The sequence below is a fragment of the Rhodococcus sp. IEGM 1351 genome, assembly GCF_030056875.1.
GTDB lineage: Bacteria > Actinomycetota > Actinomycetes > Mycobacteriales > Mycobacteriaceae > Rhodococcus_F > Rhodococcus_F opacus.
Window position 1 is genome coordinate 1 of record NZ_JASHKU010000030.1, and the last position, 14747, is coordinate 14747.

Below are 14747 nucleotides of genomic sequence, written 5' to 3' on the forward strand. Positions count from 1 at the left end.
CTCGAATGAGTCAACGAATCAGACTTCGCGCGCATCTTGACGTGAGGCAATAGGGCCCCTAGGGTAACCATTGGGTATCGCACCCGGCCCGAGTAGCTACAGGATCGCTCCGGGGTTGAGGATCCCCAGCGGGTCCAGTGCGTTCTTGATCCGCTGCGTCAATTCCATGACGTCCTCGCCCAACTGGTCGGGCAGCCAGGCCTTCTTCAGCCGGCCGACGCCGTGCTCGCCGGTGATCGTGCCGCCGAGAGAGAGTGCGAGGTCCATGATCTCGCCGAAGGCGAGGTGAGCACGCTCGGCCATCGCGGCGTCCTCGGGGTCGAACACGATGAGCGGGTGCGTGTTTCCGTCGCCGGCGTGCGCGATCACCGCGACCATCACGTCACGCTCGCGGGAGATCGCCGCGATTCCCTCCACCAGCGCAGGAAGTTTCGGGAGCGGGACCCCGACATCCTCGAGGAGCAGGCTGCCGAGACGCTCGACCGCGGGGATGGCGAATCGTCTTGCCGCGGCGAAGGCTTCGCCCTCGTCTGGGTCGTCGGTGGTGAAGACCTCGGACGCGCCGCTCGCCGTGCAGGCGTCCGCCATCACGGAAATCTCTTCGGCCGCAATCGCACCGGGCGCGTCCGAACGCGCGATGAGCATCGCCTCCGCCGTCCGGTCCAGGCCCATCTTCAGCGCGTCCTCGACGGCGCCGATGGAGGTGCGGTCCATGAATTCGAGCATCGACGGCCGCAGCGTGCGGGTGATGGCCAGGACGGTGTCGGCGGCGGCCTGGACGGAGGCGAACGACGCGACGAGGGTGCTCGACGGCGGCTGGGCCGGGATCAGCCTCAGCGTCGCCTCCGTGACGATGCCGAGAGTTCCCTCGCTCCCGACGAACAGCTTGGTCAGCGACAGGCCTGCCACGTCCTTCAGTCGCGGCCCGCCCAGGCGCACGTCCGTCCCGTCCGCGAGAACGACGCGCAGTGCGAGGACGTAGTCGGTGGTGACGCCGTACTTGACGCAGCACAGGCCACCGGCGTTGGTCGCGACGTTGCCGCCGATCGAGCACATCTCGAACGACGACGGATCCGGTGGATACCAGAGCCCGTGCTCGGCGGCCGCGGCCTTGACCTCCGCGTTGAGCAGTCCCGGTTCGACGACGGCGATCCGCGTCACCGGGTCCACCTCGATCCGGCGCATTCGCTCGGTGCTGACCACCACGCAGCCCGCCACGGCGGTGGCGCCGCCGCTGAGCCCGGATCCCGCACCGCGCGGGATCACCGGTACCCGGTGCTCGGTCGCCCAGCGCATCACCACCTGGACTTCCTCGGTGGTCGTCGGACGGGCGACGGCGAGGGGGAGGACGGCGTCGGGATCGCGCGCCCAGTCCTGGCGGTAGGAGACCAGGATGTCCGGATCGGTGACGAGGCATCCCTGGGGGAGCGCGGCGGCGAGCGTCGCGAGTACGTCGTCGGTGACCGTCATCGTGACTCCTGAAATGCGGGTGTCGGAGGCCCCGACGGTAACCCAGCGGGCCACGGGTGTCCTCGAATTGGTCAGGCGTCCAACTGAACCGATTCCGACCCGATTGTTCGGATATCGCTCCAACCTGGACGTTCGGCCTGGAAGCGAGACCCCAATAGTCCATCTGTTAGTTACTTACGCGTAGGAGTCTCACGATGTGGGATCAGGGGGGTGAATTTTTTCCGGGGTCCCGGCGGTGGGGTATGCAACCGGGTCCGGGGGAGAAAATGCAGGTAGGGGCGCCCCCTGAACCGCGTGGAACCGGACGAATCGGGTGTAACAGAGGTCACATTCGTCACTCTGTTACCGGATCGTATCGACCAGGCAATGCAAAAACTCACTTCTACGGGTTAGCGTCTTGCATCGTCAAACACCGGCGAGGCGTTACACCCAAACGGAGATTCTCACGAAATGTGAGCTAGAACACGGTTGGGGCCGGGTTTTGCCGCACCGACCCTGGAAGGACCCGCACCGATGAATGCACTCCACCGAGATCCCAGCAGCTACATCTCCGCGATGTTCTCGTACGAGTTCCTCGACGGTGGCATCGACTACGATTCCATCGAACAGATCCACCGTGGCGAGTTCGACGAATGGATCTTCGCACTGGCCGGTTCGGGGTTGTTCACCAACGAGGAAGTTCGGTCCATGGTGCAGGAATGGCGCCTGAACCCGAAGACCCTCCTGAACACGCTCCTCGCCGACGCGGACGAAGTCACCGCCAAGCGCTGCGAGGTCACCTGGGCCGCACTCGACCGCGTCGCCCCGTTCGCTCCGTCCGTGCCGGTAGCCGTCTTCGGCTGAAGGCCTTCCCGCCGCACTCGCCGTCGTCACACGAGTTCGGTTCGATCTCCGTTCACGACGATCGCCTGATCGTCCGTCAAGGTGCGGTACTCGATGCCGGCGAGCCTCAAAGCGTTGACAGTGCGCCGAACGGCGGCCGCGTCCTCCAGGGGCACGGCGTCTTCGGCCCCTGGAAGCTCCGCAGGCGCGTGATGGGGCACGATCGCGAAGCTCACCACGCCCAGGCCGTCCCAGAGCGGCTCCATGCCGCAGGTTGCGACCACCTCCGCCGGGTCATCGGAGGAGTCGAGGCCGTGCAGCGTCGGTGTCATCACACACGCCCCCGCGCTGTAGCCGGCGTACACCAGCGAATCGCTCAGCAGTAGTTCCGGGATCACCCGGTCCGCCCCACTCCGGGCCATCTGCGCGCGCAACACGAACGTGTTCCCGCCGCGCACCCACAGCATGCCGAACCCCTCCAGCCGCTCCTTCAGCGCGGCGGACCGCGCGCGCCCGTCGCTGCCGATGTAGTCGCGCAGATCCACCTCCTCCGGGGTGAAGCCCAGCCGCGTCAGCGGCATCACGTCACTCACGACCGCGGACTTCCGCGCCGTCCGTGGCCACGCGTCCGCGGCCGCGGCAATCACCCCCACGCGCCCCGGACGGCCGACCAGCGACAGCAGAGGCGCGGGATCCGCACCGAACCGATACGAGGACAGGAACAGGCGCACCGCGGTCAGATCGTGAACGCGAGGTTGTCGACGATCCTCTTGCCCACGGCGGTGTCGCCGCTCAATGCGATCTCGTCGCGGTGATCCGCCGCGGTCGTCCGGCCGCCCGCCAACCGGGTGAAGAGTCGGGAGTCGACGGTCACGGTCGTGGTGGCCTCGGACGGTAGTTCGTCGACCACCGAGGCTCTGCCGTCGACGGCGACGTGAATGTTGCGCGCGAGCGGTCCCGTCAGCTCCAGGGTGATCCTCGACCCGTCCGGGGCCTTGCCGCGCTTGCCGACGAGGAACGCGACAGCGCCCGCGATCTCCTCGAACGCGGTCTCCGCGCGCAGGCCTCCCTCGTTGCCGGGCAGCGCGAGGGAGTCGCGCAGGTCGAGCTCGTGCATCCAGCAGTCGAACACGCGGATGCGCATGAACCGGAGGTAGGGCGCCGGACCGACCGGTGTGGTGGTCTCGGCCTCGAACTCCTCGTCGGTCATCTCGCTCAGCTCCGACCGCCTGCGGGCCACGATCGCCCGGAAACGCTCGAGCATCTCGGGGCCGGAGCAGCCCCGCAGGCCCTCGACCCACTCTTCGTTGAACGCCCCGATCTCGTTGCGCACGTGCGCGAGGCCGCGGACGTCGATGCTGGTGTGCGGTGCGGAGATTCCGGCAAGCAGTGACTCGGTGCCGATGAGATGCGCGGTCACGTCGTGGACGGTCCACCCGGGCAGCGCGGTGGGCGTGAACCACGCGTCGCCGGACAACGAGGACAGCACCTCGTCGAGTACATCCCACTCCTCGAACAATGCGTCGAGGATCGGTTCCTTCTGCAGGGCATTCACGGGTGGTACGCCTCCTTTTGCCTCAACTCTAGGACCTCCCGACGGAGCGTCCGAGCGTTTTCGCCGCGGGCGGACGAATGCGCCGGTGACGGCGTCGAAGGTCTCCCCGTCCCGGGTTCGGTGTGGTAGACCGATGGTGAGAATCTCCATTAACAAAAGGAGTGCGGATGTTCCCTGGAAACTTCGTGGCGACCACCCCGGACAAGCCCGCTGTCATTCGTCCCTCGACGGGGGAGCGGCTGACCTACCGGGAGTTGGACGAGCGGTCCACCCGCCTCGCACGGCACCTGCGCTCGCTCGGCCTGAAAGTCGGCGACCACCTGGCGCTCGTGTCGAGCAACGATCTCCGGGTCCTCGAGGTGTACTGGGCGGCGCTGCGATCCGGGCTGTACATCACAGTGGTGAACTGGCACCTCACCCCGGAGGAAGCCGGTTACGTCGTGGACGACTGCGGAGCCGAGGTGCTCATCGTGTCCGCCGACGCGGGCGGCGCCGTGCCGCGCGACCCGAATCAGCTTCCCCGCGTCCGGCACCGTCTCGTGTACGGCGGCGTGCTCGACGGATTCGACAGCTACGACGACGCCGTGGAGGCGCAGTCGGCCGAACCGCTCGATTCGCAGCCCCGCGGGCAGGACATGCTGTATTCGTCGGGCACCACCGGCAGGCCCAAGGGGATCAAACCCGCTCTACCCGAAGGCGAAGTGGACACCACGATGGATCCGTACACCGCGGTGTTCGCCCCGATGTACGGATTCGATTCCGACACCGTCTATCTGTGTCCCGCACCCCTGTATCACGCAGCGCCGCTGCGCTTCTGCGGCACCATCACCTCCGTCGGCGGCACGATCGTCCTGATGGACCGCTTCGACGCCGAGGAATCGCTGCGGCTCATCGAGGAATACCGGGTGACCCACAGCCAGTGGGTGCCGACGATGTTCGTCCGGATGCTCAAGCTGCCGAAAGACGTTCGCGACAAATTCGACGTGTCGAGTCTGAAGGTGGCCATTCACGCGGCGGCACCGTGCCCGCCCGACGTGAAACTCTCGATGATCGAGTGGTGGGGCCCGGTGATCCACGAGTACTACGCGTCCACGGAGGGTGCCGGTGCCACGTTCATCGACAGCGCCCAGGCCCTTGCCAAGCCGGGATCGGTGGGCCACGACGGGGTCATGGGCATCGTGCACATCTGCGACGACAACGGTGCGGACGTACCCGTCGGTGACATCGGAACCGTCTACTGGGAGAGGGAGGAACGGCCGTTCGAGTATCACAACGACCCGGCCAAGACCGAATCCGCGACGCACCCCGACCATCCGACCTGGACCACGAGCGGCGACATCGGGTACATCGACTCCGACCGCTTCCTCTACCTCACCGACCGCGCCGCGTTCATGATCATCTCGGGCGGGGTGAACATCTACCCGCAGGAGTCGGAGAACGTCCTCACCATGCATCCCAAGGTGTTCGATGTCGCGGTCATCGGCGTGCCCGACGAGGAGATGGGCGAACAGGTCAAAGCCGTCGTGCAACTCGTCGAAGGGGTGGAACCGTCCGATGCCGTCGCCCGCGAGTTACTCGACTACGTCCGCGACCGGGTGAGTCACTTCAAGGCGCCGCGCAGCATCGACTTTTCCGACGACCTGCCGCGCACCCCCACGGGCAAACTCGTCAAGCACAAACTTCGTGCCCGGTACCTGAACGCCGGCTGAATTCCCGCACGTCACCTGTCCCGCGCCGAACCGCAGCGCGGGCAGGTGCTCGCGGTGTGATCGGTGAGGAACAACCCGCAGTCGGGGCACACGCGGTCGAGCCAGCAGACGGGATCGCCGCCGAGGTCGTCGTCCGGGTCGGTGATGGGCGGGGCCTCGTCGCGGTGGGTGGTCACAACCGTTCCAGCATGTATTCGGCGAGCACCTCGGCGTGACTGTGACTGACGTCCTTCGTCGCGGTCAGGAGAACGATCGGCCGCCCCTGCGCGAGTTCCTGCACCCGCGCGACAGCCTTCCGTCCGCTCGGCGAGTCGAGCTCGTGGACGTACCGCTCGCGGAACTCGCTGAATGCGGCGACGTCGTGCGAGTACCAGTGACGCAGCTCCGTCGACGGCGCGAGGTCCTTGGCCCAGTCGTCGAAATGGAACGCGTCCTTGCGGAGCCCCCGCGGCCAGAGCCGGTCCACGAACAGTCGGAGTCCGTCGCCCTCGGTCGGATGGTCGTAGACCCGCTCGACGACGACCGGTGGATCCGCGGTGACGTCCTCCGCGCTCCGTTCCTTCGATGTGCTCATGGCCGAACCTCCGCTTCCTTGCGGCTGCCTACCGTCAGACTACGACCAAACGCCCTGTGACCGGGTTCACAAACGAGCAGAAAGATCTGTGAGAACGACTGTTCGGACTCGATTCAGACGCCTACCCACGGACTTCTCTGTTCCCTACGTCACGCATTCTCTGGCTACTATCAGCTAACTCAGTCGAGTCGGGGGAAATATTTCCGCTCATCATCGGTTGATCGCCGCTCGTCGCGGCACACACACCATCTACCGCAGGAAGTCGATACATGGATACATCGCAGAGCGCGTCCACTGCGCGCCCGACGGTCGGCGTCGTTCGGGAGTCGAACGACGGTGAGCGTCGGGTGGCGTTGGTGCCGAAGATCGTGGCGTCGTTGATCGCCAAGGGCGTCGACGTGGTGGTCGAGTCGGGTGCCGGTTTGGGCGCGCTGATCCCGGACGAGTTGTACACCGAGGTGGGGGCGAAGATCGCCGACCCGTGGTCGGCGGACGTGGTCGTCAAGGTTGCGCCGCCGTCGGACGAGGAAGTGGGCCGGTTGCATGCCGGGCAGACCCTGATCGGGTTCCTCGCCCCCCGCAACCAGGACAATCAGGTCGCCGCGCTGAAGTCTGCCGGGGTGCAGGCGTTCGCGGTGGAGGCGATCCCGCGGATTTCCCGCGCCCAGGTGATGGATGCGTTGTCGTCGCAGGCGAACGTGTCCGGGTACAAGTCGGTGCTGCTCGCGGCGTCGGAGTCGACCCGGTTCTTCCCGATGCTCACCACCGCCGCCGGCACGGTCAAGCCGGCGACGGTGCTGGTGCTCGGTGTCGGTGTCGCCGGTCTGCAGGCGTTGGCGACGGCGAAGCGTCTCGGTGGCCGGGCCACCGGTTACGACGTGCGCCCGGAGGTCGCCGACCAGGTTCGCTCGGTCGGTGCGCAGTGGCTCGATCTGGGGATCGACGCCGCCGGTGAGGGCGGGTACGCCCGCGAGCTGACCGAGGCGGAGCGGGCGCAGCAGCAGCAGGCGCTCGAGGACGCGATCAAGGGCTTCGACGTGGTCATTACCACCGCCCTGGTTCCGGGCCGTCCGGCGCCGCGGTTGGTGACCGCGGCCGCGGTGGAGGGCATGAAGCCCGGCTCCGTGGTGGTCGACCTGGCCGGGGAGACCGGCGGTAACTGCGAGCTCACCGAGCCCGGTCAGACCGTGGTCAAGCACGGGGTGACGATCTGCTCGCCGCTGAACCTGCCCGCCAGCATGCCCGAGCACGCCTCGGAGCTGTACTCGAAGAACATCTCCGCGTTGCTCGAGTTGATGCTCGTCGACGGGGCGTTGGCCCCGGATTTCTCGGACGAGGTCCTCGCCGCGTCCTGCGTCACCCGTGAGGAGGGTGTGTCCTAGATGTATACCGAATTGTTGGCGAACATCGCGATCCTGGTGTTGTCCGGGTTCGTGGGGTTCGCGGTGATCTCGAAGGTCCCGAACACGTTGCATACCCCGTTGATGTCGGGCACGAACGCCATTCACGGCATCGTCGTGCTCGGTGCGCTGGTGGTGTTGGGCAAGGTCGACAACCCGCCGTGGGGTCTGCAGGTGATCCTGTTCGTGGCCCTGGTGTTCGGAACGATCAACGTGGTCGGTGGTTTCGTGGTCACCGACCGGATGCTGGCGATGTTCAAGTCCAAGCCCACCGCCCCTGTTGCTGCTGAGAAGGGTGGGGACCGGTAATGGAATATTTGGTCAACGTTCTGTACATCGTGGCGTTCGCGATGTTCATCTACGGTCTGATGGGCCTGACCGGCCCGAAGACCGCGGTCCGCGGTAACCAGATCGCCGCGGTCGGGATGGGTGTCGCGGTGGTCGCGACGTTGATCGCGATCCGGGACACCTCCAACTGGGTACTGATCGTCGCCGGTCTGGTGATCGGTGTGATCCTGGGGGTGCCGCCGGCGTTGCGGACGAAGATGACCGCGATGCCGCAGCTGGTGGCCCTGTTCAACGGTGTCGGTGGCGGCACGGTCGCGCTGATCGCGTACGCCGAGTTCCTGGACTCGGACGGGTTCACCGCCTTCCAGCACGGTGAGTCGCCGACGGTGCACATCGTCATCGCGTCGCTGTTCGCGGCGATCATCGGGTCGATCTCCTTCTGGGGTTCGGTGATCGCGTTCCTGAAGCTGCAGGAAACCCTGCCGGGCCGGCCGATCGGCATCGGCAAGCTGCAGCAGCCCCTGAATGCGGTGCTGCTGATCGGGGCCGTCGCATTGGCGGTGATCATCGGGATCAAGGCGATCGAGCCGACCGGACCCACGTCGCAGTGGTGGATCGTGGGTGTGCTGGTGCTGGCGGCGGTGCTCGGGTTGATGGTGGTGCTGCCGATCGGCGGCGCCGACATGCCCGTCGTCATCTCGCTGCTGAACGCGTTGACCGGTCTGTCCGCCGCGGCCGCCGGCCTGGCTTTGAACAATCAGGCGATGATCGTGGCCGGCATGATCGTCGGTGCGTCGGGTTCGATCCTGACGAATCTGATGGCGAAGGCGATGAACCGGTCCATCCCGGCGATCGTGGCCGGCGGGTTCGGTGGCGGCGGTGTCGCGGCGGCGGTCGGGGACGGGACCGTGAAGACGGCGAAGTCCACCTCGGCGGCGGATGCGGCGATCCAGATGGCGTACGCCAACCAGGTGATCGTGGTCCCCGGCTACGGGTTGGCCGTCGCGCAGGCCCAGCACGCGGTCAAGGACATGGCCAAGCTGCTCGAATCGAAGGGCGTCGAGGTCAAGTACGCCATCCACCCGGTGGCGGGCCGGATGCCCGGGCACATGAACGTGCTGTTGGCCGAGGCCGACGTCGAGTACGACGCGATGAAGGAAATGGACGACATCAACGACGAGTTCGCCCGCACCGATGTCACCCTGGTGATCGGTGCGAACGATGTCACCAACCCCGCCGCCCGCAACGATCCGTCGTCGCCGATCCACGGGATGCCGATCCTGAATGTGGATCAGTCGAAGTCGGTGATCGTGCTGAAGCGGTCGATGAACTCCGGGTTCGCCGGCATCGACAACCCGCTGTTCTTTGCCGACACCACCTCCATGCTGTTCGGGGACGCGAAGAAGTCGGTCGCCGAGGTCACCGAGGAACTCAAGGCCCTGTAGGCCCTCCGGGCCCGTGCGCCTTTGTGGTAGCGCCAACTACCAGAAAGGCGCACGGGCGCGAAGCGCCTCAGAGGCGCAGACTGCCGCGGTGCCGGGAGAAGGCGATAGCCGCCGTGTCGGGCCGTCGCTCTTCACGCTCGGCGGCCACGGGGGAGTAGAGCATCAGGGTGGACGCCAGTGTCCACCAGATCGCCAAGATGATCAGGCCGGCCGCGAGGCCGAAGATGCCGACGGGTTCGACCAGCGCGGCGGCCCCCGCGACACCGAGGACGACGGCGAAACCCAGGCCCGCGATGACGGGCCGGAACCGCGGTGCCGACACCAGCAGCGCCGAACCGTACAGCGCGGTGACGGCGACGACGTGCCCGCTCGGCAGGAGCACCGACGGCGCATCCGATTCCCACGCCCGGACTGCGGCACTGGTGAGGTTCGCGCCGATACACAGCAGCAGTACCGCACCCATGCCGTACGAAAGTTTTCGCATCGCCGCGACGATGGCGAGGACCACGGTCGCTGCGAGCACCGTGGTGACGTCGATCGCCTGGATCACAGGTTCGGCGACGGGTCGGAGTGCCTCCGGGAGGACGAGACCCGACGATTCGGGGCGGATGAGGTAGAGCGCGCACAGTGCCACCACACCCGCCGCGGCGAAGGCGAGGCGACGAACACTGCGACGCAGCCTGCTAGTCGATTCGGTCACGCCACACAGTGTGCCAACCGACGCTGAACGATCGATGAGAGGCCGCTGTGAGGTCGGTGAACGGTCCTGTTCGTGCGGCGAACGTGTCAGGTGCGCCGGACCGCCCCCGCGAACGTGGCCGCCACCAGCACGCAGGTCAGCGGCACCACCATCGCGACGGTCAGCGGAACCACCTGGGTGATCCAGCCGATGGTGGCCGGGCCGGCGAGGAATCCGACGTACCCCAGCCCGACCACACGGGACATGTTGGTGCCCGCGGAACCCGCGCCGAGGTTGCCCGCGGCGGTGAAGATCTGCGGCACGCAGCCCGACAATCCCAGGCCGAACAGCGCCCAGCCCAGGATGGTGAGCGGGAGCAGTCCCGAGACGACGACGAGCAGCATTCCGACGGCCGCGATCAGGGTGCCGTAGCGGACGACGGCGACGGGACCGAGCGCGCCGCTCACGCGATCCGCGGTGAACCGGCCCACCGTCATCATCACCGAGAACGCTCCGAACGCGAGGGCGGCGACGGAATCGGACGTTCCGAGGTGCTCCTTGACCTGCAGGGTGCTCCAGTCGTTCGCGACCCCTTCCGACAGCATGAGGACGAAGGCGATGCCACCGAGTGCGAGGACCCGCGTGGACAGCCGGCCCTGTGCCTTCTCGGCGGGAGCGGTGTCGTGCCGAGAGCGGGGACGGTCGGCCATCAGCCACCGCGAGCCCGCGGCGACGGTGACGACCCCGACACCGCCGGCGACCAGCAGCGCCGTCACGGGTGCCCATCCGGCGGCGAGCGTCGCGGCCCCGAGCAGCGATCCTGCCACCCCGCCCACGGAGAACAGGGCGTGGAACGCCGACATGATCGGCCGCCCGTACCGCTGCTCGACTTCGACGGCCTGCGAGTTCATCGACACGTCCAGTGCGCCGTTCGCGAAGCCGAACACGAGCAGGGCGAGACCGAGTTGCCAGGCCGCGGAGGCCAGCCCGGGACCCACGGTGGCGGCCGACAGTACGAGTCCGGCGATGATCACCATCCGCCTGCTGCCGAATCGGTCGGCCAGCGGACCGCTGACCTGCATGCCGCCGATCGCACCGACCGCCAGCAGGAGCAGCAGCGAACCCAGCGTGGAGTGGCTGATACCGGTCCGATCCTCGATCGCCGGAATGTGCACGACCCACATGCCGAGCAGGAACCCGTTGATCCCGAAGATTCCGAACGTTCCCGCACGAGCCCGGCGGAGCGGCTCGTCCACTGGTGCGCGGGTGTCGACCGCGGACGCTCGGGAAGTACTCACCGACCAAACGTACCGAGGATCAGAGGTGCGCGAGCAGTGAGGCGGGATCGTGCAGCATCGCCGCGACGGACGACAGGAACCTCGACCCCTGCTCGCCGTCGACCACTCGGTGATCGAACGACACGCTCAGGGTGGTGACCCACCGCACCGCGAGATCGTCCTCGTGCACCCACGGTCGCCTGGTGACGCTGCCCAGGCACAGGACGGCCGATTCGCCGGGGTTGAGGATCGGCGTGCCCGCGTCGACACCGAACACTCCGACGTTGGTGATCGACACCGTCCCGCCGGTGAGCTGCGCGGGTTCGGCTCTGCCGCTGCGCGCGGTCGCGGTCAGTTCGGTGATCGCGCGGCACAGTTCGAGCAGACTCAGCGACTGCGCCTCCTTGATGTTCGGGACGACCAGACCGCGGGGTGTGGCCGCGGCGATGCCGAGATTGACGTAGTGCTTGGTGACGATCTCCTGGTTCTCCTCGTCCCACGACGCGTTGAGGCTGGGGTTCTCCCGCAACGCGACGATCATCGCCTTCGCCACCAGACTCAGCGGTGTCACCGACAATCCTTCGAATGCGGGGAGGTCCCGCAGGCGCTCGAGCAGTTCCACCGACCGGGTCACGTCGACGGTCACGAATTCGGTGACGTGCGGGGCGGTGAACGCGCTGCGGACCATCGCCGCCGCGGTCTGCTTCCGGATGCTGCGGATCGGGGTGCGGGTCTCGCGCTCCGACGGCTCCGGCGAGTCCGGTGTCGACGGCACCGCCTGCCCGACCGAACCCGCATGGGATTCCACGTCAGTCCGGGTGACGGCACCGGACGGCCCCGTCCCCGCGACGACGGCGAGGTCGACTCCGAGTTCACGTGCGGCGACCCGGGCTGCCGGCGAGGCGTCGGGGCGCCGACGGTCCGGGCCGGGCGTGCCGGTTTCCGGAGCGGTCACCAGCTTCCGCCGGGCCCGTTTGCTCTCGGCAGCGGCCTCGGGCCCGTATCCCACCAGAACGGGCGTGCGCGTGGGAGGTTCCTCGGTGGCCGCATCCGTCGCGATCCGGATGATCGGCGTCCCGACCGGCACGGTCGCACCGGCCGAAACCAGCAATTCCTCCACGACACCCGCGTACGGCGAAGGCAACTCGACGAGCGCCTTCGCCGTCTCGACTTCTCCGATCACCTGATTGAGTTCGATGGTCTGGCCCACCTCGACGGCCCAGGAGACCAGTTCGGCCTCCGTCAGGCCCTCACCGAGATCGGGTAGGCGGAATTCCTGCGCCAACGGACGGCTCCTCTCCTCCGATGGGTGCGATCAGGCCGCGAGGCTGCGATCGACCGCGTCGAGCAGGCGGTCGGCGTCCGGCAGATGGTGCAGTTCCAGCTTCGCCGGGGGATACGGAACGTCGAATCCGCCGACCCTCAGGACGGGCGCGTCCAGCTGGTAGAAGCACCGCTCGGAAATGCGGGCGGCGATCTCCGCGCCCAGGCCGAGGAACGTCGGCGCCTCGTGCGCGACGACGAGTCTTCCGGTCTTGCGTACCGACTCCTCGATGGTGTCGAAGTCGATCGGCGACAGGGAGCGCAGGTCGATCACCTCGAGGGAGTGCCCCTCGTCGGCGGCGATGGACGCGGCCGACAGGGCCGTCGGCACGACGGAGCCGTACGCGACGATGGTGGCGTCCGTGCCCTCCCGGGCCACCCGGGCCCGATGCAGCGGCAGGTCCGGTTCGGCGTCCACGTCGAATTCGGCCTTGTCCCAGTACCGCCGCTTCGGTTCGAAGAACACCACCGGGTCGTCCGCCGCGACGGACTGCTGGATCATGTGGAACGCGTCCGCCGGGTTGCTGGGTGTGACGACGCGCAGTCCGGCGGTGTGGGCGAAGTATGCCTCCGGCGACTCCGAATGGTGCTCGACCGCACCGATGCCGCCGCCGTACGGGATCCGGATCGTGAGGGGCGCGGTGACCCGGCCCTGTGTGCGGTAGTGAATCTTGGCCACCTGGGACACGATCTGGTCGAACGCGGGGTAGACGAAGCCGTCGAACTGGATCTCGCAGACGGGCCGGTAACCGCGCAGGGCCATGCCGAACGCGGCGCCGATGATGCCGGATTCGGCGAGTGGGGTGTCGATGACCCGGTTGTCGCCGAAATCCTTCTGCAGGGTGTCGGTGACGCGGAAGACACCGCCGAGGCGTCCGACGTCCTCACCCATGATCACGACCTTGCGGTCGTGTTCGAGGGCGCGTCGGAGGCCCGCGTTGAGTGCGGCGCCGAGCGAGAGCGTGGTGGTGGTCATGACAGTGCCTCCTCGATGCCGGCGAAGCCCGCGAGGTACGCGGCGTACTGCTCGCGTTCCTCCTCGATGAGTGGGTGGTCGGTGGAATACACGTGCTCGAACAGATCGAGCGGCTGGGGATCGGGCGCATCGATGGTCCCGGACCGCAGTCGCGCCGCGACGTCGTCGGCGGTGGCCTGCACCTCGGCGAGGAACGTGTCGTCGAGCAGGCCTTCCCGGTCGAGGAGGCGCCTCATCCGGTCGATCGGGTCGCGGGCCTTCCAGACCTCGGTCTCGGCCGCCGCCCGATACCGGGTGGGATCGTCCGACGTGGTGTGGGGGCCCATCCGGTACGTGACGGCCTCGATGAACGTCGGCCCACTGCCTTCGCGCGCCCGCTGAGTGGCTTGGCGGGTGACCGCGAGGACCGCGAGGACGTCGTTGCCGTCCACCCGGAGGGCGGGCATGCCGTAACCGGCGGCGCGCTGCGCGATGGGGACGGGACTCTGCAGGTGGACCGGTTCGCTGATCGCGAACTGGTTGTTCTGGCAGAAGAATACGACCGGCGCGTTGTAGCTCATCGAGAAGCCGAGGGCCTCGGCGAGGTCGCCCTGACTGGTGGCGCCGTCGCCGAAGTAGGCGATCGTCGCGATCTCCGCGCCGTCCAGGTGGGCGCCCATGGCGTACCCGGTGGCGTGCAGCCCCTGGGAGCCGACGACGATCGCGGGATTCGTCACGTTCACGGAACTCGGATCCCACGCGGAATGGGCGCATCCCCGCCACATGCGGGTCATCACCCCGGGGTCCACACCCCGGCAGTAGGCGACGGCGTGTTCGCGGTAGCTGATGAACGCGTAGTCGTCGGGGCGGAGGGCGCGGGCGGAGCCGACCTGTGCGGCTTCCTGCCCGAGCAGGGGAGCCCAGAGTCCCAGTTCGCCCTGGCGTTGCAGCGCGACCGCTTCGACATCCATCCGACGCGCGACCACGAGGTCTTCGTAGAGGCCGCGCAGTTGTTCGGGTCCGATGTCGCGGACCAGGCTCGTGTAGTCGGGTCTGAAGACCCGTCGGCCGTCCGGCTGGATGAGCTGGACCGGATAGGCAATCTTGTCGACCATCGGGGTCACCTCGTGTTGTCGAGTCCGTGAACCTTGTGGGTCCGTAGGAGACGGGTACTGCGGTAGGGCAAGTGTGTGTCCTACTTCACAGCATCCACGAGAACGCGAAGTGCGCAAGTGGCACCGCTGACGTCG

Annotated in this window: 15 protein-coding genes; 5 read left to right on the plus strand and 10 right to left on the minus strand. The window is 67.5% G+C overall.

The features are described from left to right. Positions 1-96: 96 nt before the first annotated feature. Positions 97-1470: an FAD-binding oxidoreductase gene (locus tag QM806_RS34735; protein ID WP_005566688.1), complete on the minus strand. Its 1374-nt coding sequence runs from the start codon at positions 1468-1470 to the stop codon at positions 97-99. Between the two features lie 513 nt (positions 1471-1983). On the opposite strand from QM806_RS34735, the gene QM806_RS34740 reads away from it, so the two are divergent. After that, a complete protein-coding gene (locus tag QM806_RS34740) occupies positions 1984-2313 on the plus strand; it encodes a hypothetical protein (RefSeq protein ID WP_005254150.1) in 330 nt (109 codons plus the stop codon). A 26-nt stretch (positions 2314-2339) separates the two neighbouring features. Here QM806_RS34740 and QM806_RS34745 read toward each other — a convergent pair whose 3' ends face one another. Next, positions 2340-3023 (minus strand): Type 1 glutamine amidotransferase-like domain-containing protein, encoded by a 684-nt coding sequence (locus tag QM806_RS34745; RefSeq protein ID WP_133984704.1) that lies wholly within the window; start codon positions 3021-3023, stop codon positions 2340-2342. A gap of 5 nt (positions 3024-3028) precedes the next feature. Further along, positions 3029-3847, minus strand: coding sequence for a maleylpyruvate isomerase family mycothiol-dependent enzyme (locus QM806_RS34750; protein ID WP_054248203.1), 819 nt, complete (start codon positions 3845-3847; stop codon positions 3029-3031). Positions 3848-4014: 167 nt separating this feature from the next. Between QM806_RS34750 and QM806_RS34755 the strand changes: the two genes are divergently transcribed. After that, on the plus strand, positions 4015-5556 hold the full coding sequence (locus QM806_RS34755) for an AMP-binding protein (RefSeq protein ID WP_054248204.1): 1542 nt from the start codon (positions 4015-4017) through the stop codon (positions 5554-5556). An 11-nt stretch (positions 5557-5567) separates the two neighbouring features. On the opposite strand, the gene QM806_RS34760 is transcribed toward QM806_RS34755, so the two are convergent. Then, on the minus strand, positions 5568-5732 hold the full coding sequence (locus QM806_RS34760) for a hypothetical protein (RefSeq protein WP_164709606.1): 165 nt from the start codon (positions 5730-5732) through the stop codon (positions 5568-5570). Beyond that, positions 5729-6130: a DUF488 domain-containing protein gene (locus QM806_RS34765; protein ID WP_005254155.1), complete on the minus strand. Its 402-nt coding sequence runs from the start codon at positions 6128-6130 to the stop codon at positions 5729-5731. The genes QM806_RS34760 and QM806_RS34765 overlap by 4 nt, the downstream gene beginning before the upstream one ends. Before the next feature lie 269 nt (positions 6131-6399). On the opposite strand from QM806_RS34765, the gene QM806_RS34770 reads away from it, so the two are divergent. From QM806_RS34770 to QM806_RS34780, 3 genes are read left to right on the plus strand one after another with little or no spacing between them, the layout of a single operon-like run. Beyond that, entirely contained in the window at positions 6400-7512 is a 1113-nt protein-coding gene (locus QM806_RS34770; RefSeq protein WP_271213170.1) for a Re/Si-specific NAD(P)(+) transhydrogenase subunit alpha, read from the plus strand. Further along, the gene (locus QM806_RS34775) at positions 7513-7839 is read left to right on the plus strand and encodes an NAD(P) transhydrogenase subunit alpha part 2 (protein ID WP_009474267.1); all 327 of its coding nucleotides are present in this window, start codon (positions 7513-7515) and stop codon (positions 7837-7839) included. It begins immediately after the preceding gene. Beyond that, positions 7839-9263 carry an NAD(P)(+) transhydrogenase (Re/Si-specific) subunit beta gene (locus tag QM806_RS34780; RefSeq protein ID WP_005262614.1) on the plus strand — a complete coding sequence of 475 codons (1425 nt, stop codon included), beginning with the start codon at positions 7839-7841 and terminating at the stop codon, positions 9261-9263. Before QM806_RS34775 ends, QM806_RS34780 begins: the two co-directional genes overlap by 1 nt. Before the next feature lie 67 nt (positions 9264-9330). On the opposite strand, the gene QM806_RS34785 is transcribed toward QM806_RS34780, so the two are convergent. From QM806_RS34785 to pdhA, 5 genes are all read right to left on the minus strand, one after another. Then, complete coding sequence (locus QM806_RS34785) at positions 9331-9963, minus strand: hypothetical protein (RefSeq protein WP_007300562.1); 633 nt, start codon at positions 9961-9963, stop codon at positions 9331-9333. An 86-nt stretch (positions 9964-10049) separates the two neighbouring features. Next, positions 10050-11198: an MFS transporter gene (locus QM806_RS34790; RefSeq protein ID WP_005566706.1), complete on the minus strand. Its 1149-nt coding sequence runs from the start codon at positions 11196-11198 to the stop codon at positions 10050-10052. A 61-nt stretch (positions 11199-11259) separates the two neighbouring features. After that, positions 11260-12504: a dihydrolipoamide acetyltransferase family protein gene (locus QM806_RS34795; protein WP_054248205.1), complete on the minus strand. Its 1245-nt coding sequence runs from the start codon at positions 12502-12504 to the stop codon at positions 11260-11262. A 30-nt stretch (positions 12505-12534) separates the two neighbouring features. Continuing rightward, the gene (locus QM806_RS34800; protein WP_005262606.1) at positions 12535-13518 is read right to left on the minus strand and encodes an alpha-ketoacid dehydrogenase subunit beta; all 984 of its coding nucleotides are present in this window, start codon (positions 13516-13518) and stop codon (positions 12535-12537) included. Beyond that, positions 13515-14612 carry a pyruvate dehydrogenase (acetyl-transferring) E1 component subunit alpha gene (gene pdhA, locus QM806_RS34805; protein WP_054248206.1) on the minus strand — a complete coding sequence of 366 codons (1098 nt, stop codon included), beginning with the start codon at positions 14610-14612 and terminating at the stop codon, positions 13515-13517. The genes QM806_RS34800 and pdhA overlap by 4 nt, the downstream gene beginning before the upstream one ends. Positions 14613-14747 lie beyond the last annotated feature (135 nt).